Below are 23651 nucleotides of genomic sequence, written 5' to 3'. Positions count from 1 at the left end.
GTAATAGAAGGGATATTTAAGGCTGGTGTTTGGACGGGTATCCTCATTGTAGTTGTTATAGTCGCCCTTGTCCTTTGGCTCATCAGTAAACTTTTCGGTGGCACCAAATAACAGTCCCCTCTTTTAACAAACTTTTGGACACCTTTCGCCCGAATACCAACAAACATCTCATCAATTCACATTACCACGCTTTTCTTGATCTCCATTTGAAAACATGTTTTTTATCTTATCTTTATAATTTCAAGAATTTACGGGCTCAATACATTAAAAATAGTAACCGATAATTCAAGAATAATTCTAGCGCTATCTTACCATCGTATTGACGCTAGAACATTTGTAATCAATGAAAGAGGATCGAGCACATGAAGAGATTTACGTTAAAAGAGATTGGCCAACAGTTAAACCTATCTCCAGGAACCATTTCCAAAGCACTAAACGATAGCCATGAAATAAGTGCAGAAACAAAAAAGCTAATCTTAGATTTTACGCAGAAAATCAATTATATACCAAATTTCTCTGCAAAAAGCTTAAAGACGGGGCGCTCAAACACCTTAGCAATCATTGTTCCATTTATCTCAAGCTCATTTTTCTTTGATTTCTACGAAGAGATCTCGCACATTCTATCGCAAACGAATTATAAACTGATCCTATTGCAGACTTTTAACGACGAAAAAAAAGAAAAAGAAGCGCTGGAACTTTGCATACAAAGCAATATCGAAGGAGTGATCATTTCCCCTGTGAAAAATGATTCAAGCTTATCGCTTTTGTTTTATATGATGGAGCAGGTTTGTCCTGTTATTATTTTCGATCGCATAAACCATCAGCTCGAGACATTCAAAATCGGAATTCAAAACAACAAGGTCATCTATCAGGCAACAGAAGAAATGATCAAAAACAGAAGAGAAAATATTATCCTTTTACTATGTAAAGACATCGGTGGCAATGTAAGCCGAATAAAAGGATATAAAGATGCACTCTTCAACGCCGGCGTACCCTTTAAAGAAGAAAATATTATAGAAATTTCTTATTCAAGTCCCAAAGACAATATCGATGATGAACTAGAAAGCAAAATAAGCACGTTATTAAATAGGCCCTCTGCCCCAAACGCACTCCTCTCAACAACAGACACGTTATCGCTGAAAGTTTTGCACATATTAAATAAATTGAAGTTAAAGATTCCTGATGACATGAACTTAATTGGCTTTAGCAACACCCCTTTTGCCAACAGTCTCAACCCATCTTTAACAACAATCACCCAGCCAACACAGCTGATGGCAGAAAAATCGGTAGAATTGCTCTTGCAGATGTTAAAGAAAAAAAACAAAAAGAATTATTTCGAATTCGAGACGTTTTTTTTGGACTGTAGTATCGAACACCGAAAATCTACATCATCCCTTTAAAGAAAAGGTCAAAATTCCGCTATGGAATTTTGACCTTTTCAGAAAATACCGATCTCTACTATTAACGATCGCCCCCAACATCCACCAATTAAACCCTACTTAATCAATGATCGTAATGCATGGACGGGCAAATCTATTTTAGTATCATTGGATAGATTCCCGTTCAATGTTCCCCATTGCAAACTATCTAAACGGACAGATGATTTCCCTTCAGTTTTAATATTCAGAAGACCAACTTTGGCCTCAGGTCCTTTCCTATTGAAATATACTTCTGAATTATTTGCAACAATATCTGCACTTTGATAATTCGTACGCGGAAGCCCCAAAACACTATTCGTCGTGTTTACAAATAAACGACCGACAAGAGAATTCCCCTTACTGTCCGTCCCTCCAAGATCATCAATAGTGGAATTTGTCAGGTTCAGGTTCAATGTATTTATAACGGATTTTTCCGCAAGGGAAAATACCTCAACGCTATCACCTACAACAGTCAACTCGTTCAACTTGGCGGATAACTCGTTAATACCCGCATTTTTTAATTTTAAAACCTTAAGATCAGGTGAAAAAATATAAATTGACTTATAAAACCCCTCTCCTCCCGATAAAAGATCTAAGGTAAGATTGCCAGATTGATCGACATTCGCTTTCACAAAGTCGGCCTGACTTTTATTAACCTTAACCATAAACTTATCGCTCTTCACCCAATATAAACCTATACCGCTTGCTTTGGCACCTGAAATATAAAGCTTATCGAAAGCAGCCAAGAGAAACGAGCGATAATAAACATCCTTTGCAACCGGTTTAGAGACCTCCTGCTCCACATCAGCATGATACTTTTTCGCATCCACTCGATTTATACGAACAAGGTACGATGCGACAAGCATCGGAACCGCGAATAAGCCTATTGCTAATCCCATTATTATTTTTGTACTTAATTTCATGACTCATTTTGATTAAAATTCTGACTAACAAACCGTTTATAACGTTGTTCTAACTCATCCAGACCAATTTCCAATAAATAAATATTACGAAAAAATAAAGGAAGATCTTCTTCTAGAAAAATTGCCTTTCTATACAACTTCACATTCTTCACTGAATCTTCTGTCAGAAAAAAACCAATCCCACGCTTATTGGCTATAATTTCTTTCTGCTGCAACATATCGTAGGTCCGCATAACAGTATTGGGGTTGACCTCCATCTGAACGGCCAATTCCCTTACCGAGGGGAGTTTTTCATCCACTTTCCAGGTCGCTAGCAAAATATGATCACATACGTACTCAGCAATCTGGAGGTAAATGGCTTTATTTGCGCTGAACTCCATATTAAATCTCCTTTTCTTTTAATCTTAAAAAAGCAACTGCCCAAATCATTATGGTAAGCAACACTCCGACAGCGCTGATCAACGCAAAAATGTGATTTGAATCAGACCAATAATTATGATCCATTGTACTTACGGTATCCTGGGTCTGAGTTTTCATTAAGTAAACAAAAAGACACATCCAAACAACACAGTAGAGCACAAGAAAAATAGCCGTCTTGACATATTGATAGTTTTGGTAGACGATCCCACCAAGTAAGAAAATTGCATTCAGAAGAATTGGTACAAAACAAAAATAATAAGCTGGTTCAGGGTATTGAACCTTGAAAAAGTACTGCCATAAATCCACACTAACCACCTCTCCTGATGGTTGTGCTTCATTTAAAACAACAGAACCAACGCTCCTCAAATAAGAAACAAATGCCAAATCGATCAAATAAAAGACCAATAAATATGAACCAATACTCACGACAACCGTATAGAATAAGCTGACCAGAAACTTTTCCAATTGTGAAGCAGGAATCATCAGCTCAAAAATCGCCCGGGTCTTTTTCCCTAGGTCAGCAAAATAACTGCTCGAGATAACCGTTACAAAAAAGAGTCCCAAGATACAAAACAACGGTGCTCTGAAATTTAGCAACGAATAAACAGTATTCTTTTTGATATCATCATAATTTGATCCCAAATTAACTGCATAAAAACCAAAAATTACCCCAGCAATAATCCCTATTGACATCAGATAAATCCGTCCAAAACCAATCCATTGTCTTCGAATCAGTCCAACTAAACGCGTAGCATTAAATAGATTTGACATATTCATCATGTTTAATAAGGTCCGTAATTTTTTCCTTGCACTGTAACACTGCATTAAATAGCAACTCCAAATCCAGTTTCGAATCTTCTACCGCCGGGTTTGGGAGAATAACATTAAAACCGCCCACCCCTTCTTCGGAATAGAGTGTATCCAAAGGCAACTCTCTTACTTTTTTAAAGTATAAACGATCCGTAATCACATGCATCGAAGCGTTGAGTGCGACCTTATGATCATCAAGTAGAATAACAGCATCAATAAGATTATCCAGATCACGCACCTGATGTGTGGAGATAATCACACATCGATCGTCAGTAATGGCAGAAGCCATGATCTTTCGAAACTGAACCTTAGAAGGAATATCCAAACCATTCGTTGGCTCATCCATGATGATCACTTTTGTGTTAGACGCTAAACCGAAAGAAATAATATATTTCTTTTTCTGTCCATAACTCATGTTTGCTAATTTTTGCTCAATGGGAATATCGAACTCACGAATAAGCTGATCAAAATATACCTGATCGAAGTTGGGGTAGAACCCTGCATTAGCTTTCAGAAACTGTTCTGATTTTACGGCAGGGAGATAAAACTCTTCCGGAATAAAACTAATCTCCCTTAATAAGGAGGGCTCCCTTCGATTAGGGTTATGCCCCAGCACATCAACTCGCCCCGAAACAGGATATACCAAACCGGCGATATTCTTAAGCAAAGTCGATTTGCCAGCACCATTCTTCCCCAATAAGCCATAGATATGCCCCTGCTTCAATTCAAGATCCATATGAAGAAAGAGTGGCCTTGATTTACTATAGCTGAAATTTAGATTTTGGATAGTAACCATACTACTGTATTATTTAATTAATACACTAATATAGAAACGAATTTTATATAATTCCAAAAATATTTTAAAAAAACACAGGCAGAGCTTTGCTTACGCTCAGGCATTAATTTATTTTAATACCGCCAATCGCGCATAGGATAACATAAACACTCAATTTATGTAATAAACATAATAAATTGACAAACAAATAGTTATTTAAATAAATTATAAAATTCGTAATAAACAAAACGCAACTTTAACGACATACGTTATCCGTGTTAAAAAACTGAGCAAATTATAACTATCCGCCAAAACTAAAATAACCCCCATTCTAAGCACGAAATAAATCAAAACCATACAAAACCCCTTGAAAAGGATAAATACCACCTCAGAGAGGCTAAAAACAGCCAAAAATAAAACACACAAGAGCAGTATTGATTGTTCAATAGGAAACACCTTTGTTCTTGCAATCATTTGAGCTGTCTATTTGGACCAGTTAATCGTTATTCTCCATCTGACCGACAAATACCAAATTACACGCAACAGCAGTATTAACCAAGAGTTAAACAAAACACAAAACAGACTAATAATCAAAACAATAAAAAACTTACATAAACAATAAATACACATAAATATGACACCCCTTGAACAACAGATTAGTCAACTGATAAAAAACTGCCTTTTATTTAGGCGATGCTATTGCTTAAAATAGCTTTAAATCTATTTTATTACCATCTTTGTCTGTATGATGAATCACATTTATCCTTTCATTCTAGCGATGCATTCTTTATGGAGATGGGAGGTACTGATTGTACTAACTTTTAGTCTCGTGAACTTTTTTTACAAAAGAAAAAAGAGACTTCCATTCTCCCCTACCGATCAATTTCTTGTAAAAACTACGGTTATTTCTTTTTATATTCAGCTAGTTTTAGGTTTTAGCCTCTATGTACTGAGCCCCATCACACAGTACTTCCTGCAACATTTCGACGAGGCTGTTCACCTCAGGCAAATTCGCTTCTTTGGCATGGAGCACAGTAGCATGATGATTATTGCCGCGATCTGCTTAACATTAGGTGCCCTTAAAAGCAAAAACGCCGATACAAACGATCGACGTTTTAAAATATTATTAATCTGGTTTGGACTAGCTCTCCTGATCGCTCTTAGCTCCATTCCCTGGGAATTCTCGCCGCTGACAAGCAGACCTAGTTTTCGATCATTTTAATTAGCTATTTTGCCAGTTGGCTTTTCTTTTATTTCGCATTGCATCCATTCCCTCTTTGAAATCATTGGTTTTACGCAAATCTGCCAAGCTCTCCAATAGAAAGTTATACTTATCATCATAATCTTGCTCTTTTAATTTTCGCAGTGCTACAAATCCCCGTGATATAGCCAAGGGAGCATTTTCCAGAATCGTCCTTTTCAATTCTGTCAATACTGTTTCTTCAGGATCCAGCATGCCATACAAGATTTCCTTTTCCAAAGCCTCCTCCGCAGAAAAAGACCGACCGCTGATACAGAGATCCATCGCTTTTCTTTCAGGCATGTATTCTGTAAGCAACGCTAACACCTGAAATGGAAAGAGCCCAATTTTCACTTCAGGCAAAGAAAAACGTACCTGAGGGAGGGCAAACAAATACGTACAGGATAATGCTATCAAAAAACCACCTGCAATAACATCTCCCCTAACAACACAGATTGAAGGCTTATCTAAACAGGCAAATATCTCCGCCAGTGACTTTTCAACCTTAGGAATTGCCGGATTACCAATATCCAATGTAGGATCCTCAAAAGCTTTAAGATCCATACCGGCGCAAAACACCGGACCTTCAGCCTCTATTTGTATTAACCAAACATCAGGATTGCTATTCGCCAGATTCAATGCATAGGCTATTTCGCTCACCATTGTCGGACTAAAAGCATTTCTTTTATCCGAACGGGCTAAGGTCAAGTTTAACACATGCCCCTCAACATGCACTTTAATAAAATTCAGTTTTTCCATCTACAAAATCATTTGTCTGAAGCTATGCTCCAATCCGATTATTTCAGCATCAGTCCCTCGTCCAAAATAATGCAACAACAGCTCTGAAGGTATATTACCAACCAAATCATCTTTTGCAAATGGACAGCCGCCATAACCGAGCAATGCGCCTTCAAATTTACGGCACCCCGCTAGGTAAGCTGCTTCAATCTTTGCAAGACTTTCCTCTCGCCTTGCATGAAAATGCGCACCTACTTCCAGTGTTGGAAAACGAGTTTTAACAAAACTAAATAATTCTGAAATCTGATTTGCATCGGCTTCTGAAGTTGTGTCTGCCAAAGAAAATTCCAGAATGCCAAGATCGCCTAATTTTCCAATCCACTCTTCAACCAAAAGCGAGGACCAAGGGTCACTGTATGGGTTTCCAAAAGCCATGCTAATATAAACGACTAGAGATTTATGCTGCGAGTCGGCCAAAGCTTTCATTTCTTTTACCTGCTGATAAGAAGCCGCCAAGCCCATATTGGTATTTCGAAGTTGAAATGTTTCCGATATTGAAAATGGATACCCTATAAAGTCGATTTTTTCCTCTAGAACCGCCTCCTGCGCACCCCGAAGATTGGCAACAATCGCCAATAACTTCACATGCTCATTCGTTCTGATCCCTTCCAGTACTGCTTTTGTATCCGCCAACTGCGGAACTGCTTTCGGCGAAACGAAAGATCCAAAATCAATAACATCAAACAGCCCACTTTCGATTAACGTATTGATATGTTTTATTTTCTTATCTGTCTCAATAAAGTTATGAAGCCCTTGAACAGCGTCTCTTGGGCAATCAACCAATACAACTTGATCCCTCATAATATGCTATAAAATATCTTTCTCAATCTCTCTAGCGATCACCATTTTCTGAATGCTTGAAGTTCCTTCACCTATTGTACATAACTTGGCATCTCTAAAAAACTTTTCGGCAGGATAGTCCTTTGTAAATCCATAACCACCAAAGATTTGTACAGATTCATTCGAGACACTAACGGCAGCCTCTGACGCATAAAGTTTAGCCATCGCACCAATTTTAGAAACACGATCTCCATGATCCTTTAAATAACCCGCCTGCCTCGTCAACAGTTCACTGGCTTCTACTTGTGTAGCCATATCTGCAAGCGCAAAAGAAACCGCCTGAAATTCGTAAATCTTTTTCCCAAACTGCTCACGCTCGTGTGCATATTTCAACGCGCACTCGTAAGCTCCGCGTGCAATACCCAAAGAAAGTGCCGCAATAGAAATACGTCCGCCATCCAATAATTTTAAGGCCTGCACGAAGCCCTGCCCTTCTTCACCGATGAGTTGATCCCGATGAATCCGACAATTATCAAAAAACAGACAGGCAGTTTCTGAGGCGCGCATCCCCAATTTATTTTCTTTCTTTCCTGCTGTAAATCCAGGTGTACCTTTCTCAACAATAAAAGCTGACATCCCTTTTTTATCTCCCTTAGCCCCCGTCCGCGCAATAACGACAGCAACACTAGAACTGATGGCATGCGTAATAAAATTTTTAGAACCATTTAACACGTAGTGATCACCATCTCGCTCAGCAAATGTCGTCATTCCACCAGCGTCCGAACCAGAACCTGTCTCTGTAAGTCCCCAGGCACCGATCCATTCAGCAGTCGCCAACTTTGGAAGATAACGTTTCTTCTGTTCTTCACTGGCAAAGCTTAATATATGATTTGTACATAACGAATTATGCGCCGCTACGGAAAGCCCGATTGAGCCACACACCTTGGAAATCTCATCCAAAACGGTAATATACTCCTGGTATCCGAGTCCCGATCCACCATATTCTTCAGGAACGATCACACCCATGAAACCGTGCTCGCCTAACTTTTTAAAAACTTCTATTGGAAATATTTGGGCTTCGTCCCATTCCATCACATGAGGTTTGATATGATACTGTGCAAAATCTCGCGCACTTTGTCTGATCATATCCATTTGTTGTTTATTTTCAATAAACATAAGCATGAATATTAAATTTACAATCGGTAATTCAATTCAAATATATCAAAATATTTAGGAATAAAATTGCAAATATTTTAAAATTTTATTTTAAATTTATCTAAAAATAAGAAATTCTTAATTCAACAGCTTTTTAAAACCAAGATTATAAATTATGAAGGAGCTACTCGCATTACTTCGCCAAAAAAGAGAAAATTTAAAACTAGGTGGTGGCATCGATAAAATAAAAAAACTGAAAGAAAAGGGCAAAATGTCAGCCTGGGAACGAATAGAATATCTACTGGACCCAGACCGAGAATATCTGGAAATAGGCATGTTTGCCGGCGAAGGAATGTATAAAGAACATGGTGGATGCACAAATGCAGGCTGTGCAGCGGTACTGGGCTATGTAAAATCCAAGCTATGTGTCATCGTCTCTAACGATGCAACCGTAAAAGCAGGAGCCTGGTTCCCTATTTCTGCCAAGAAAAATTTACGTGCACAGGAAATTGCCATGGAAAACAATCTTCCAATTATTTATTTGGTAGATTCTGCAGGCGTATTTTTACCGATGCAGGATGAAATATTTCCCGATAAAGAACACTTTGGCCGCATATTCCGTAACAATGCCCGAATGTCTTCCATGGGTATCCCTCAAATTGCAGCAATCATGGGAAGCTGCGTGGCAGGTGGTGCTTATCTCCCGATCATGTCCGACTACGCTTTTATCGTCGAAGGAACAGGCTCTGTATTTTTAGCAGGCCCATACCTGGTCAAATCTGCGATAGGTGAAACCGTAGATGCTGAAACACTCGGCGGAGCTTCTACCCATTCGGAGATATCCGGCGTGACAGACAATAAATTTCCCGACGACCAAAGTTGTTTAGAGGCTATAAAAAATGTTATCGATAAAATAGGTGGAAATACAAAAGCTAATTTCAACAGAAAGAAAAGCCTTCCTCCAAAAACAGATCCGAGTAAAATAGTAGAGATTCTTCCCGAAGACAGGACAAAACCTTATCGCATGCAGGATATCTTGGATGCAATTGTAGATGCAGACACTTTAGAGGAATACAAACCCGATTATGGAAAAACAATTGTCTGCGCCCTCGCACGTGTAGACGGTTGGGCTGTCGGCATTGTTGCCAATCAACGTGAAATTATCAAAGCCAAGAAACCCGGCAACGCAATGGAAATACAGATGGGCGGGGTTATCTATAGTGATTCAGCAGATAAGGCAGCGCGATTCATCATGAATTGCAACCAGCAGAACATTCCGCTTGTATTTTTTCAGGACGTCACTGGATTTATGGTAGGAAGCCGATCAGAACAAGGGGGGATTATCAAAGACGGAGCAAAAATGGTAAATGCAATGGCCAATTCCGTAGTCCCAAAATTTACCTTTATTGTTGGAAATAGTTATGGCGCTGGAAACTATGCGATGTGTGGAAAAGCGTATGACCCACGACTAATCTACGCTTGGCCTACCGCCCAAATGGCTGTCATGAGCGGTGCCGCTGCAGGCAAGACACTGTTTCAAATCCAAGAATCAGCGTTAAAAGCCAAGGGTCAAGAAATAAATGAAGAAGAAAAAAACAGTCTCCTTAAATCAATCGAAGATCGGTACAACGAGCAACTGAGTCCGTATTACGCTGCTGCAAGATTATGGGTTGATGGAATTATAGCACCTGAAGAAACACGAAAAGTCATCAGCATGGGAATTGAAGCGGCCAACGAAAAGCCTATTCTAGAACGGTATAATGTAGGTGTTATACAGGTTTGAGTGGAGTAAAATTAAATTAGAAAACCCCTCAAACGATAAACTTCATCATCCGAGGGGTTTTCTAATTAGGTATTTTTATAGCATACTATACTTAAGATCTTCTCCAGATTTTACTGATCGCTTCAAAGTCTGCCAAGGATTCTCTGTTCCGCATAATATCTACTGAGACCGCTTTTTCTACAGGCATTCCCGAAAAAATCTTCTTAATAGGCAGCTCCAGTTTTTTACCGCTTAACGTGTAAGGAATAGCCGCTACCTGAAAAATATCGTCAGGCACATGTCGCGGACTATATTGCTGCCGAAGCTCCCTTTTAATTTCCCCTTTTAACGCATCATTCAATAAACCATTGTCCAATTGAACAAAAAGCAACATATCAGATGATCCATTTTCATGATCTACACAGATAACCAAACTATCCAAGACCCCTTCGGTTCTATTTAAAACATTATAGATCTCTGCAGTACCGATACGTACGCCACCCCGGTTCAGCGTTGCATCTGAACGACCGTACATAATTATGCCATCATGTGCAGTGATCTTAATCCAATCACCATGACTCCAAACACCGCTATATTTATCAAAATAACTATCAAAGTATTTTTTATTCGCCAAATCATTCCAAAAATAGATGGGCATACAGGGCATGGGAGCTAAAATAACAAGCTCTCCCACCTCTCCATAAAGATGATGACCATTCTCATCAAATGCTTCTATCTTAGCTCCTAAGGTGCGACATTGAATCTCCCCAGCATAAACATCAAGCAATGTACAGCCCGAAAGAAAGGCACTGCAAACATCTGTACCACCACTTAGCGAGACAATTTGACTCTCTGGAAACTGTACATTTAGCCATTCAAATACATCCGGTGGTAGTGGTGAACCTGTCGACCCTATTGTTTTCGGCTGATAAGCCAAGGATTTTAAATCTTGATCCTGACAGGAGATAAGATAAGCAGCACCAACGCCAAAATGGTCCACCTTGCTTTCCTGTGCAAAATTCCATAAACTCAATTTATCGGGATAATTCGTAGCCCCATCATAGATACACAATGTATTTCCCATTAAAAGGGCCGAAAGCGCGTAATTCCACATCATCCATCCAGTAGTGGAATACCACATGAATCGATCCCCGTCCTGCACATTTTGATGCAGGCCAAGTGCTTTCATATGTTCCAGCAGCATACCACCAACTCTATGTGTAATGGCTTTAGGCTTCCCGGTTGTTCCCGAAGAATACAAAATCCATATTGGCGCATCAAAAGGCATTGCCGTAAATTGGAGCTCAGCCTGTGTAAGATCCTTTTTCAGAATCTCTTCCCAAATATTGTCATCAATCAAAACACAAGCCAGTAAAGATGGTAGCCGCAGAGAAAGCTGTTTAATACTCTCCCCTTTTTCAAAAAGACGGCCATTATAGTAATAACTGGAATTTGCGAAGAGCACTTTGGGTTCAATCTGCTCAAAACGATCCTGAATACTCGCCTCCCCAAAATCGGGCGAACAACAGGACCAAACAGCACCAATGGAATTAACAGCCAAAAATAACGCAACAGCCTCAATGCCATTAATTAATACACCAGCGACGCGATCTCCACTTTGTACCCCTAGTTCTTTCAAATAGACCTGAAGTTTGAGAACCATGGATTCCAACTCAGTCCATGACACCTCTCTTTTAACTTGCTGTTCAGATTGAAAGATTAATGCCGGACGCTTTTCCGTTGTGTTTCGAAATACGTGTTCAGCATAATTCAAGGTAGCCCCAGAAAACCACTTTGTTCCGATAAAGCTTGTAGCATCTGCTGGCGAATCAACAACAGTTGTAAAGCCTGAATGAAACTTTATATTAAAATAGGTGGCTATACTCTTCCAAAAACTAGCCAGTTCAGTCATAGACCATGCCCAAAGCTCCTGATAGGATGGAAAGAATAAGCCATGCTCCTTCTCGACATATTGTTTAAACTTATTGATCTCAGATTGAGATTTTTGCTCTTCTGTTGGGCTCCAGAGTAATTTCCCCATAATAGTTAGATATAAAACGGTTATATCCAAACTTAGATAAATTTACTTGTATATGCAATTTTAAATATTTCTGGCGCCCTATAACTGAACAGCATATTTTTGGATTAAATACGAATGCTCAATTATAGCACTTCAATAGCGGTATTCATTTCTAACGGATGCCCCGTGCACAACAGTATTCTTCCCTGTTCAACTTCGCGGTCTGTTAACACCTCATTATAGTCCATTCTTACTTTCCCCCTTGTACACTGCGAAATACACGTACTACACATACCGGATTTACAAGAATAAGGCAACTTAATTTTATGCTCCAGCCCTATATCTAAAATAGATTTATTGTAGGGAACCTCTAGATGATAAGTTTTACCTTGAAAAGATAGTTCGATGGTATAGGTTGTTCTATCGACTTCCTTTTCGGTCTCATCATCATCATCTTCTTCATTTTCGGGCAATAGAAAAGTCTCTCGTTTAATCTGATTGGAATCAAACCCCATCCCCAAAAGTGTAAAACGACATAAGTCCATATAAATCACAGGACCGCAAGTATAAAACAAAGCATCTTCCTTATTTCCAAACAAATGATCGTTAACAATAGCATGTATATAATCTCTATTTAGCCTGGCTTTCATCAAGTATTTACTATTGGAGTAAATCCACACAATAGTTAAGCGATCAGGAAATTGATCTGCCCAGTGCTCCAGTTCCGATCGGAACGGTGTTAACTCCAGCGTACTATTACTGTAAATCAACACTATTTTAGACTTACTTTCAGCAAGAAGCGCTGTTTTCAGAATAGCATACAAGGGTGTAATGCCAATTCCTGCAGCAAACAAAAACAAGGTCCGAACCTTTTCCGGTTCGGGTTCATATACAAATAAACCCTGAGGTTCCATTGCATTCACGATATCCCCCTCCACAATAGTATGGTGGAGCAGTCGGGATATTTCCCCATTTTCGACACGCTTAACAGTGATACTCAAAGGCTCATTATTATCGGGCGAACTATTAAAAGAATAAGAACGACGTACCTCACGATCACCAAACACAAAAGAAAGTGTAATAAACTGCCCAGCTTTATAGGGAGGATAGTCTCCTGCTATAGACTCAAGCTGAAAAGTAATGTTATTATTAGGTTGGGGGATAATTTTTGAAATCCTTAATGTATACATAAATCAAACTTAGCTAAATTTGACTTTATAAACAATTATAATTCTCTAGTTACCCTGCCCTAAGACTGCCTTGAAGCGTTCTTAAAAGAATGCAAATTATATGTTACGTAAATGCCGTAAACCAAAATTCAAAACAATATATACCACCCTAAAAGATGAATTTATAACAATTTTGTTGTATTACAATTAACAGACAATTCTTGCACAATATTTGTAAAATTTCACGTTATATTTATATCAAAACTAATCACAATAAGATTATATGCAAACACGCAGAAACTTCCTTCAAAATGCAGCAAAGGCTACACTAGGCATCGCTGTATCTGGATCAATATTACAAGATATTGCTTCCGCGAAAGCTACTGAATTAAATGCCGCTACCTTAAAGTTTTCTCAAGTAAAATTACCTTTCAGTTATGCCGCTTTGGAGCCTAATATTGATGCGTTGACAATGGAAATCCATTATACAAGGCACCATATGGCCTATATAAACGCCGTTAACGAAGCTATTCTTGCTGAAAATATCAAAGAAGCCTCAGAGGAGCAACTTCTAGCAAACATATCTAAGTACTCTCCTAAAGCAAGGAATAACGCTGGTGGAGCTTGGAACCATAACTTTTTTTGGGAAAGTCTGTCCGATAAGCCGAGTCAGCCCTCTGAAAAATTATTGACCATGATCAATAAGACATTTGGTTCTTTAGATAAATTCAAAGAACAATTTGCCGCAGCAGCAACCTCACGATTCGGTTCGGGATGGGCCTGGTTGATTTTGGATGATTCAGGTAACTTAAAAATTACCTCTACTCCAAACCAAGACAACCCTTTAATGGATGTTGCAGAGGTAAAAGGTATCCCCGTTTTAGGCCTCGATGTATGGGAGCACGCTTATTACCTGCACTATCAAAACAAAAGAGCTGATTATATTAAAAATTGGTGGAATGTTGTGAATTGGAAAAAAGTCAATGAAAGGCTAGCATAAAAAAAGCTCGATTAGTAATAATCGAGCTTTTTTTATATCCGTTATGAACAACCTATCCTAACTTTTCTTTTAATTTGTTGACCTGAAAATCAACTAATTTTTGAAGTGGTCCAGAAGCGATCATCTTCATCATCATGTTAAGATCAGCATCTATAACAAAGGTTGCCTTTGTCACCGTATCAGCAACAACTTGCAATTCCCAACGAAGAGTAACCTCAAAAGGCGCCTTCTCCGAAGGAACCAACTTAATGAATTGATGCTCACTACGCTCTTCTACCTTAAGGGCCAATTTTGCCATATTCTGTATTGTAAATCGAGCTTCGTCCGTAGTCGATGACCAATTGTAGATATTTTCCGGCATCAACTGTTCATGATTGTTGAGATCCGCCAAAAATGCATACACCTCGCTGACATTTTTGTTGATTTCTGTTGTGTTCTGAATAGTAGTCATAACGATAAATTAATCTTTTTTATTAAAAATTATCTCCCCAAGTTGCAGGGTTCAATCGCCACTTTTTCAAGATCTCAATATCCTCTTCCAATACATAACTATTTTCAGCAGCGACCTGAATCAAAGCATCATAATTACATAAACTGAAATAAGGACATTTTGCATCGGCAAAATTATCAGTAGCTTGTTGCAATCCATAAGTAAAAATAGACACCAACCCAACAACATTGCAGCCAGCCTCACGTAATGCCTTTACAGCCACTAAACTACTCTTACCTGTCGAAATTAGATCCTCAATTACAACTACACGTTGACCGCTAACTACTTCACCTTCAATTAAATTCTGACGACCATGGTCCTTAGCTGAGCTTCTAACATAAGAAAATGGTAATCCCAAATCCTGTGCTACCAAAACGCCTTGTGGAATACCTGCCGTAGCAACTCCAGAAATCATATCCACTGATCCAAACTCTTCTTGAATAAGCTTAGAAAGCTTTTGACGAATGTATGTACGAATCGCAGGATGAGATAAAGTGATACGGTTATCACAGTAAATTGGAGACTTCCAACCCGACGCCCATGTAAAAGGACTTTTAGGTTGCAATTTTATTGCTTTAATTTGCAATAAGGATTCAGCAACTTTTTGTTCAACCTCATTTAAATTATTCATGGCGCAAATTTATAAAATTTATATGAACGAAACCGTGCTAATTTTAGCAGATTTTGTTCCATCGAAAACCAAAAACCCACAAACAATTAGTTTTCAAGAGATTGACCTCCAAAAACTTTTCAAACAATCTGAAATTGATAAAGTTCCAAAAACATATCTCTACATTAACAAGGATTTTGAAACTGTATTTCAAAACTTGAAAAACAAAATTAAGATCATCAAAGCAGCTGGTGGATTGGTCAAAAACGGAGATGGGGATTATCTTTTTATCTACCGACTAGGAAAATGGGATCTTCCTAAGGGTAAAGTGGAAGACAATGAAAAAATGCGGGAAGCTGCAGTACGCGAAGTCGAAGAGGAATGTGGTATCAAAATCAACTACTTAGGAAAGAAAATTACCACATCGTACCACACCTATTTTTTGCGAAACGGAGAATTTGTCCTTAAAGCAACAAACTGGTACGAAATGGGCGTCAACAAAGTCCCTAAATTGATTCCACAAACCGCAGAAGATATTACAAAAGCGGAATGGCGTCATGTGGACCAATTTGAGGACATCAGGGCCAACACCTACCCCATCATCGAAAATATCCTCAAAAAGGCAAAATAAGTTACCTTTTTGAGGTTCATCTGACACGAATAAAAAAGATCATACCTATTTTTATGTTATGGAAAATATAACAGGAAAAAGAGCCTTAATTACAGGTGGTGCGCGGGGATTAGGAAAGGCGGTGGCCTATGCATTAGCGAAAGAAGGTGTTCATATCGCAATTACCGGGAGAAATGAAGCTGCTTTGAAGGATACTGTCGCGGAACTTGCCGAGCTAGGCACTGAGGTCACTTATGCCGTCTTTGACGTATCAAATTATAGTGCTGTACAGCAGGAGATCGAGCAATTGAAAAACACTTTCGGTAGCTTTGATATATTAATTAACAATGCTGGAGTGGCATCATTTTCCGCTGTGCTCGATATGGACGTTGCCGATTGGACATCGATCATTCAGACAAATCTCTTGGGTACATACTTTGTTACAAAAGCTATCCTTCCACAACTGATTGAAAAGAATCAAGGCGATATCATTATGGTATCTTCGACAGCCGGATTAAATGGCGCCGCCACCACTTCCGCTTATAGTGCCTCAAAGTTTGGCGTCATCGGTTTCGCCGATTCTTTAATGCGGGAAGTACGAAAAAACAATATCCGTGTATGTACGCTAATGCCAAGTACGATTGCCTCAGATATGTCCAAAGATCTTGGACTCACCGATGGCGATCCGGAGAAAGTTCTCCAACCTGAAGATTTCGCGGAGTTGGTGGTTGCCAATTTAAAACTGCCAAGAAGAGCAATGCTAAAATCAGCATCTTTATGGTCTACAAATCCTTAACAGTTGAACCACGGTTCGCAAGGATTTAAATAAAGGCTTTTGACGGCCTCTCTCTACAAAACAAAGAATTGATCATGGCAGGAGTATTCCTTGCTCCTGCCTTCTATAAACAAGCAATTATGAGTCAATTATTTTCATCAGTAAATATTGGAAAACTGCAATTTAAAAATCGTTTGGTCGTATCTCCGATGTGCCAGTACTCCGCAAAGGATGGTTTTGCTAATAACTGGCATTTGGTCCATTTGGGCCAATTTGCAATCGGTGGAGCTGCAGCAGTAATACAAGAAGCAACCGCAGTTAGTCCTGAAGGTCGAATCAGTGATGGAGACCTTGGTTTATGGGACGACCAGCATATCGAAAAATTAAAAGAAATAACCGAGTTCATTAAAGAAAATGATTCCATACCGGGCATACAACTTGCTCATGCAGGCCGCAAAGCAAGCAGTAATAAACCCTGGTTGGGGCGTAATCAATTTTCGCCGACAGATCCGCAGGGATGGCAAACAGTCGCCCCATCTCCGATACCTTTCCATGCTGGAGATTATGAACCACAGGAACTTGATGTAGACGCCATTGAGAATCTGATTGAACAATTCGGAACAGCAACGAAAAGAGCAATACAAGCTGGTTATGAAATTATTGAACTCCACGCTGCGCATGGGTATCTGATCCATCAATTTCTTTCACCACTGAGCAACTTACGGACAGACTCTTTCGGTGGCACCTTTGAAAATAGGATACGTTTTCTTATTGAAATTGTGAAAAGAGTAAAACAAGAAATAACAAGCCAAAGTTTATGGGTACGTATTTCAGCAACGGATTGGGCCGAAGCAGGCTGGGATTTACAGCAGTCTATAGCCTTATCACAACTACTGTATACATTGGGGGTAGATCTAATTGATGTGTCGAGCGGAGGCTTGGTCTCCTATCAAAAAATAGATATCGGGCCAGCATATCAGCTCCCTTTCGCCATTGCGATTAAGGAACATACCAAGAATAACGTTGCCACAGTAGGTTTAATCAAAACAGCTATTCAAGCGGCCGAGATCATCGCACAAAAGCAAGCAGATTTAATCTTAATCGCACGGGGATTTCTTGATGACCCACATCTTCCATTACATTTTGCCAAAGAATTAGATGCTGACATCCACTGGCCTAAACAATATGAAAGAGCAAAATAAGATGAAAAATTGTAAAAATAGCTGTATATGCTCCATATCATTAAGGAACAACCTCGTATAACAAATGCAATGAGATAAGATTAAAAATGAAATTAAACCTCAACAAGATACATCATATCGCCATTATCTGTAGCAACTATGAGCGTTCAAAGAAATTCTATACTGATATACTGGGGCTAGAGATTGCTAGAGAATACTATCGTGTGGAACGTGATTCCTACAAACTGGATCTCAAACTCAATGATCATTACATTATAGAACTTTTTTCGTTCCCATCACCACCCAATCGGCTTAGCTTTCCAGAAGCGGCCGGTTTAAGACATCTTGCATTTGAAGTCGATAATCTCGACCTAGAATTAAATAAGCTCGAAAAAGCAGGTGTATCACATGAAGGGATCAGAATAGACGAGTTAACAAATAAACGCTTTACATTCTTTTTTGATCCTGATCAGGTTCCAATAGAACTATACGAACGTTAAAACAGAAAGCGGCATTGATTTAAATCAATGCCGCTTTCTGTTTTATTACTGTATAATTAAGTGATTACAATTTACGCTTTACTTCAACTTGTTCGTAGGCTTCAACAATATCTCCTACTTGAATATCATTGAAACGGTCAATATTTAAACCACATTCATACCCCATTGAAACTTCTTTCACATCGTCTTTGAAACGTTTCAAAGATGCCAACTTACCTGTATGAATAACGACACCATCTCTAATTACACGGATATCATTGTTTCTGTTAATTTTCCCCTCGCGAACCATACATCCAGCAATCGTACCAACTTTAGAAATTTTGAAGGTTTCTCTGATTTCAACCTCAGCAACAATTTTCTCTTCAAATTTCGGAGCCAACATACCCTCCATTGCAGACTTGATTTCATCAATCGCGTCATAGATGATCGAATATAAACGTACATCAATTTGCTCGTTCTCTGCCAACTTACGTGCATTCTGTGTTGGACGTACTTGGAAACCTATGATGATCGCATCGGAAGCAGAAGCTAACAATACATCTGATTCAGAGATCGCTCCCACTGATTTATGAATAATATTAACTTGGATCTCGTCAGTAGACAATTTCAACAATGAATCTGATAATGCTTCAATAGAACCGTCCACATCACCTTTAACGATAATATTAAGTTCTTTAAAGTTACCGATGGCCAAACGACGACCGATTTCATCCAAGGTAATATGTTTAGTTGCACGCATGCCTTGCTCGCGTTGTAACTGAAGACGTTTGTTGGCTACAGTTCTAGCTTCAGACTCGCTTTCAAGAACATAAAGCTTATCCCCTGCTGTTGGCGCTCCTGCCATACCCAAGATTTGGACTGGAACAGAAGGCCCTGCCTCTTTAACACGTTCACCTCTTTCATTCGTCAAAGCCTTCACCTTACCTGAATGCGATCCCGCTAAAATTGGATCTCCAACACGTAATGTACCACTTTGTATCAATACCGTTGTCACGATACCACGACCTTTATCCAAAGCTGCTTCAATTACTGAACCAACAGCGCGTTTTGTCGGATCAGCTTTTAGATCTAACATCTCAGCTTCCAATAGAACTTTCTCTAATAATAGGTCAACATTTTCTCCCGTTTTTGCTGAAATCTCTTGCGCTTGGAACTTACCGCCCCAGTCTTCAACTAAGATATTCATCGCAGAAAGCTGCTCACGGATTCTATCAGGATTTGCTCCCGGTTTATCTACTTTAGTAAATGCAAATACGATTGGCACTCCCGCTGCTTGCGCGTGGTTGATTGCTTCTTTTGTTTGCGGCATGACTGCGTCGTCCGCTGCAATAACGATAATAACAATATCCGTCACTTTAGCACCACGGGCACGCATAGCCGTAAAAGCTTCGTGACCGGGAGTATCCAAGAATGTAATTTTACGACCATCCTCCAATTTCACCGCGTATGCACCGATATGTTGGGTGATACCACCAGCCTCACCTGAAGTAACGTTCGCCTTACGGATATAATCCAATAAAGATGTTTTACCATGGTCAACGTGTCCCATGACCGTTACAATAGGGGCTCTTGATATCAAATTCGCTTCGTTATCCGGTTCCTCAAGTTCAGCAGTCTCCTCGTCCTCAGGTTTGATAAACTCTACCTGATAACCAAATTCATCCGCTACAATTGTTAAAGTTTCCGCATCTAAACGTTGATTAATTGACACAAACATACCCAAACTCATACAAGTTGCAATAATTTGGGTTACCTGAACGTCCATCAAATTAGCTAATTCGTTTGCAGTTACGAATTCTGTAACACGCAATACTTTCGCCATCATTTCTTGCTCCATTGCTGCTTCTTCAGCATGTTGAGCAACATCGTCACGTTTCTGACGTCTCAATTTGGCACGTTGCGCAAATTTGCCAGATTTACCTGCACCACTCAAACGAGCAAGTGTTGCCTTGATTTGATCTTGGATTTCCTTTTCAGTAGGCTCTTCCTTATTCTCAACAGGTCTTCCCTTTCCTCTATTATCAAAACGATTTCCGTGTTGCGGTCTCGTACCTTGTCCTGGTCTACCTGGATGTTGGCTATTACCACCTTGTCCCGGTCTACCATGATGTTGGTTGCTGTTTTGTCCTTGACGATTGTTCGGATTGTTGTTATTACCATGATTCCCACCGCGGTTACCTTGTTGGTCTCGATTGTTGGGATTGTTACCATCACGCGGTCCACGGTTTTGATTATTGTGACCTTGACCTTGCCCCGCATTTGGGTTTACTGGACCATTTGGATTCGTACGCTTACGCTTACGTTTCTCATTATTATTTCCAGCATTTGAAGATGAAGCCACCGGTTTGTGGGAAGGTCTAGCAGATGGTAATTCAATCTTACCAATGACTTTAGGCCCTGTCAATCTTTCTGCACGAGCAGAAATAATTTCATCTTCTTGTTTTTTCACAGGCTCCACTATTGGAGTTACTGATACAGCTTTAGGTGCTGTTTCTTCTTTTTTCTTGTCTTCTACCTTCACAGGTTCAGTTTTTGTCTCTACAACCGGAGTTGCTTTTACTTCAGTTTTATTTACTTCGGGCTTTTGAATTTCAGCGTTTGGCACTACAGCTTCCGGCTTTTTCTCAATAACCTTTGGTTCTTCTTTTTTCGCTTCAACAATAGGCGCTTTGACTTCGGCTTCCTTCTTTTCTTCCACCTTAACTTCAGCTTTAACCTCTACAGGAACTTCTTTGACGGCTTTCGGTTCTTCCTTTACAGGCTCTTCCTTCTTGATCTTACTTCCACCTCTATGCAATGCGTCAAGATCAATTTTACCAACCACCTTCATTCCACCTTGATGAACGGGTTCCTCCGCTTTTTCAGGAGTAGCTTCTTTAACAGAAGGGATTTCTACCGTATTCTTGACCAAGATTTCCTTTGATTCATCATGATCTTCGAAATCCTCATTCTTAGATGATTCCTTAGGAGAAGTGGACGGCGACTCCTCACGACGAATTTTGCCAATAACAATTTGTTTAGCTTCATCTTTCAGTGATTTGTCTCCCTGAAACTCTTTTAACAGCACACCATACATCTCTCCGCTCAATTTAGTGTTAGGCTTTGCTTCTACATCATATCCTTTTTTCACTAAACATTCCACGGCGGTATGTATCCCGATGTTGAGTTCCTTTGCTGCTTTAAGCAAGTTTGTTCCTTTTCCTTCAGTCATCTATAATATAAACTATTTTAATATAATTACAAAAATATGTTTTTTTCCATCCATAAACAATTTATTCCGAATGTTAGATAGAAAAAAATTAACGAGCTGAATTTTATTCAAATTCAGCTTGTAAAATACGTACAATCTCACGAACAGTATCCTCTTCCAAATCGGTACGTCTAACCAATTCTTCCTCACTCAGAGACAACACTGACTTCGCTGAATCCAAACCTACACGTTTCAATTCATCAATAACCCAGCTTTCAATCTCATCGCTGAATTCTTCGATATCAACATCTTCATCAAACTCGTCATTTTCGCGATAAACATCAATTTCATAACCAGTCAATTTCCCAGCCAACTTGATATTGTGTCCTCCACGTCCAATTGCTAAAGAAACTTGATCCGATTTTAAATATACAGCCGCAGTCTTATTTTCTTCATCGATTTTGATTGAGCTAATCCTTGCTGGACTCAACGCACGAGCGATATACAACGAATGGTTCGTTGTAAAGTTAATCACGTCAATATTCTCATTACGCAATTCGCGAACAATACCATGAATACGGGATCCCTTCATACCCACACAAGCTCCTACAGGATCAATACGATCATCGTAAGACTCAACTGCAACCTTTGCTCTTTCTCCTGGTTCACGGACTATTTTCTTGATCGTAATCAAACCATCAAAAATTTCAGGAACCTCAAGTTCAAACAAACGTTGTAAAAATGCAGGCGCAGTACGTGAAATAATAATCTTTGGGTTATTATTCATCATATCCACTTTATGTACAACAGCACGAATACCATCGCCCTTTTTGAAGTAGTCAGCTGGAATTTGCTCTGATTTAGGAAGAATTAATTCATTACCGTCCTCATCCAATACCAAGATCTCTTTCTTCCAAATCTGATAAACTTCACCAATAACCAACTCCCCTTCTCTATCTTTATATTTTTTAAAGACCTCATCTTTTTCCAATTCTAAAACCTTAGACACAAGCGTCTGACGCGCAGCTAAAATTGCACGGCGACCAAAGCTTTCTAATGTGATCTGTTCAATAAAATCATCGCCTACTTCCAAATCTTCATCATGTTTTCTAGCTTCCGCCAATTCGATTTCAAGATCATCATCTTCTGAAAATTCATCTTCAACAACGACGCGCGTTCTCCAAATCTCCAAATCTCCGTTATCTGGATTCACGATAACATCCACATTTTCATCCGTACCAAAACGGCGGCGGATCATACTACGAAAAACCTCTTCCAATACTGTAATAACAGTAGGTCTATCGATATTCTTAAACTCCTTAAACTCTTGAAAAGAGTCTATCAGATTGATGTTGCTGTTACTCATTATTATTAAAATGAAATTACCACTTTTGTTGCTTTTATTTGATCAAAAGGAAGTACTTTTTCTACCTCTTGTGCTTTTTTACCTTTTTCTTTTACCTTTTGAAGAACATTGATCTTCGTATCGTCTACGGCCAACAATGCGCCTTCAATTTTTTCATTATCGTTCAATTTCACCTGAACTGTGCGACCAATATTCTTTTGATACTGTCTTATATTGACAAAATTAGCATCAATTCCAGGGGATGATACCTCTAAACGATAGGCATTATCAATTACATTTTCCTCTTCCAGATGAAAACCAACATGACGGCTCACCTGTGCACAATCATCAATACTAACCCCATTGTCCCCATCCAAAAGAATCTCAAGAATTTTATTTGGACGCATTTTCACACTGACAATAAACAAATCCTCGCGATCTGCTATTTTCTCCTCGATGAGTTCAATAACTCGTTTTTCTACATGCTGCATTGTTCTGTTTCTAGAAATGCTAATTAATTGAATTAAAAAAAGGGGGCAATACGAGCCCCCTTCCTTTCAGATATGCAAATATAGCATTTTATAAAATAAAAAACAAACTTATAAACATTGTTTTTATATTCAACATACCTCTACCCCTTATAAAAACAATGTTTCGCTCTTTTTGGGTGCATTAAAATT

General features: G+C 39.1%; 22 protein-coding genes. 8 read left to right on the top strand and 14 right to left on the bottom strand.

Annotation, left to right across the window (positions count from 1 at the left end; translation table 11 throughout):
* Positions 1–362: 362 nt before the first annotated feature.
* On the top strand, positions 363–1400 hold the full coding sequence (locus tag OK025_RS16920; RefSeq protein ID WP_317665534.1) for a LacI family DNA-binding transcriptional regulator: 1038 nt from the start codon (positions 363–365) through the stop codon (positions 1398–1400).
* A 95-nt stretch (positions 1401–1495) separates the two neighbouring features.
* On the opposite strand, the gene OK025_RS16915 is transcribed toward OK025_RS16920, so the two are convergent.
* Genes OK025_RS16915 through OK025_RS16900 form a run of 4 tightly spaced genes read right to left on the bottom strand, consistent with a single transcriptional unit; the run spans position 1496 to position 4367 of the window.
* Positions 1496–2341, bottom strand: a complete 846-nt coding sequence (locus tag OK025_RS16915) for a hypothetical protein (protein WP_317665533.1) — start codon at positions 2339–2341, stop codon at positions 1496–1498.
* On the bottom strand, positions 2338–2721 hold the full coding sequence (locus OK025_RS16910; protein ID WP_317665532.1) for a GntR family transcriptional regulator: 384 nt from the start codon (positions 2719–2721) through the stop codon (positions 2338–2340). Before OK025_RS16910 ends, OK025_RS16915 begins: the two co-directional genes overlap by 4 nt.
* A 1-nt stretch (position 2722) precedes the next feature.
* Positions 2723–3532, bottom strand: a complete 810-nt coding sequence (locus tag OK025_RS16905) for a hypothetical protein (protein ID WP_317665531.1) — start codon at positions 3530–3532, stop codon at positions 2723–2725.
* Entirely contained in the window at positions 3516–4367 is an 852-nt protein-coding gene (locus OK025_RS16900; RefSeq protein WP_317665530.1) for an ABC transporter ATP-binding protein, read from the bottom strand. Before OK025_RS16900 ends, OK025_RS16905 begins: the two co-directional genes overlap by 17 nt.
* 724 nt (positions 4368–5091) lie before the next feature.
* Between OK025_RS16900 and OK025_RS16895 the strand changes: the two genes are divergently transcribed.
* Positions 5092–5568 carry a hypothetical protein gene (locus tag OK025_RS16895; RefSeq protein WP_317665529.1) on the top strand — a complete coding sequence of 159 codons (477 nt, stop codon included), beginning with the start codon at positions 5092–5094 and terminating at the stop codon, positions 5566–5568.
* Here the strand turns inward: OK025_RS16895 and OK025_RS16890 are convergent, their stop codons facing one another.
* The 3 genes from OK025_RS16890 to OK025_RS16880 are packed head-to-tail and all read right to left on the bottom strand — an operon-like array spanning position 5569 to position 8340.
* On the bottom strand, positions 5569–6345 hold the full coding sequence (locus OK025_RS16890; protein ID WP_317665528.1) for an enoyl-CoA hydratase/isomerase family protein: 777 nt from the start codon (positions 6343–6345) through the stop codon (positions 5569–5571).
* On the bottom strand, positions 6346–7185 hold the full coding sequence (locus OK025_RS16885) for a hydroxymethylglutaryl-CoA lyase (RefSeq protein WP_317665527.1): 840 nt from the start codon (positions 7183–7185) through the stop codon (positions 6346–6348).
* Between the two features lie 6 nt (positions 7186–7191).
* A complete protein-coding gene (locus tag OK025_RS16880) occupies positions 7192–8340 on the bottom strand; it encodes an acyl-CoA dehydrogenase family protein (protein ID WP_317665526.1) in 1149 nt (382 codons plus the stop codon).
* A gap of 154 nt (positions 8341–8494) precedes the next feature.
* Here OK025_RS16880 and OK025_RS16875 point away from each other — a divergent pair, with 154 nt between their 5' ends.
* Positions 8495–10102 (top strand): acyl-CoA carboxylase subunit beta, encoded by a 1608-nt coding sequence (locus OK025_RS16875; RefSeq protein WP_317665525.1) that lies wholly within the window; start codon positions 8495–8497, stop codon positions 10100–10102.
* 91 nt (positions 10103–10193) lie between these two features.
* Here OK025_RS16875 and OK025_RS16870 read toward each other — a convergent pair whose 3' ends face one another.
* Together OK025_RS16870 and OK025_RS16865 are read right to left on the bottom strand one after the other, a co-directional pair.
* Entirely contained in the window at positions 10194–12122 is a 1929-nt protein-coding gene (locus OK025_RS16870) for an acetoacetate--CoA ligase (RefSeq protein ID WP_317665524.1), read from the bottom strand.
* 122 nt (positions 12123–12244) lie between these two features.
* Positions 12245–13291, bottom strand: coding sequence for a ferredoxin--NADP reductase (locus tag OK025_RS16865; protein WP_317665523.1), 1047 nt, complete (start codon positions 13289–13291; stop codon positions 12245–12247).
* A 262-nt stretch (positions 13292–13553) separates the two neighbouring features.
* On the opposite strand from OK025_RS16865, the gene OK025_RS16860 reads away from it, so the two are divergent.
* On the top strand, positions 13554–14270 hold the full coding sequence (locus OK025_RS16860; protein ID WP_075993370.1) for a superoxide dismutase: 717 nt from the start codon (positions 13554–13556) through the stop codon (positions 14268–14270).
* Between the two features lie 52 nt (positions 14271–14322).
* Here the strand turns inward: OK025_RS16860 and OK025_RS16855 are convergent, their stop codons facing one another.
* Positions 14323–14721, bottom strand: a complete 399-nt coding sequence (locus OK025_RS16855; RefSeq protein WP_317665522.1) for an SRPBCC family protein — start codon at positions 14719–14721, stop codon at positions 14323–14325.
* A gap of 22 nt (positions 14722–14743) precedes the next feature.
* Positions 14744–15391 (bottom strand): orotate phosphoribosyltransferase, encoded by a 648-nt coding sequence (gene pyrE / locus OK025_RS16850; protein WP_317665521.1) that lies wholly within the window; start codon positions 15389–15391, stop codon positions 14744–14746.
* A gap of 22 nt (positions 15392–15413) precedes the next feature.
* Between pyrE and OK025_RS16845 the strand changes: the two genes are divergently transcribed.
* The 4 genes from OK025_RS16845 (at position 15414) to OK025_RS16830 (ending at position 18436) form a co-directional block, all read left to right on the top strand.
* Positions 15414–16001, top strand: coding sequence for an NUDIX domain-containing protein (locus OK025_RS16845; RefSeq protein WP_317665520.1), 588 nt, complete (start codon positions 15414–15416; stop codon positions 15999–16001).
* Between the two features lie 58 nt (positions 16002–16059).
* The gene (locus OK025_RS16840; RefSeq protein ID WP_317665519.1) at positions 16060–16776 is read left to right on the top strand and encodes a 3-ketoacyl-ACP reductase; all 717 of its coding nucleotides are present in this window, start codon (positions 16060–16062) and stop codon (positions 16774–16776) included.
* 74 nt (positions 16777–16850) lie between these two features.
* On the top strand, positions 16851–17957 hold the full coding sequence (locus OK025_RS16835; RefSeq protein ID WP_317665518.1) for an NADH:flavin oxidoreductase/NADH oxidase: 1107 nt from the start codon (positions 16851–16853) through the stop codon (positions 17955–17957).
* A gap of 86 nt (positions 17958–18043) precedes the next feature.
* The gene (locus tag OK025_RS16830) at positions 18044–18436 is read left to right on the top strand and encodes a VOC family protein (protein ID WP_288061501.1); all 393 of its coding nucleotides are present in this window, start codon (positions 18044–18046) and stop codon (positions 18434–18436) included.
* 64 nt (positions 18437–18500) lie between these two features.
* Here the strand turns inward: OK025_RS16830 and infB are convergent, their stop codons facing one another.
* From infB to rimP, 3 genes are all read right to left on the bottom strand, one after another.
* The gene (gene infB, locus OK025_RS16825; RefSeq protein ID WP_317665515.1) at positions 18501–21647 is read right to left on the bottom strand and encodes a translation initiation factor IF-2; all 3147 of its coding nucleotides are present in this window, start codon (positions 21645–21647) and stop codon (positions 18501–18503) included.
* Positions 21648–21750: 103 nt separating this feature from the next.
* Complete coding sequence (gene nusA / locus OK025_RS16820) at positions 21751–22992, bottom strand: transcription termination factor NusA (protein WP_070567754.1); 1242 nt, start codon at positions 22990–22992, stop codon at positions 21751–21753.
* 5 nt (positions 22993–22997) lie between these two features.
* The gene (rimP, locus tag OK025_RS16815) at positions 22998–23462 is read right to left on the bottom strand and encodes a ribosome assembly cofactor RimP (RefSeq protein WP_317665514.1); all 465 of its coding nucleotides are present in this window, start codon (positions 23460–23462) and stop codon (positions 22998–23000) included.
* Between the last annotated feature and the right edge of the window lie 189 nt (positions 23463–23651).

The sequence above is a fragment of the Sphingobacterium sp. UGAL515B_05 genome (assembly GCF_033097525.1).
Lineage (GTDB): Bacteria > Bacteroidota > Bacteroidia > Sphingobacteriales > Sphingobacteriaceae > Sphingobacterium.
This window is presented reverse-complemented; position numbering and strand designations above follow the sequence as displayed.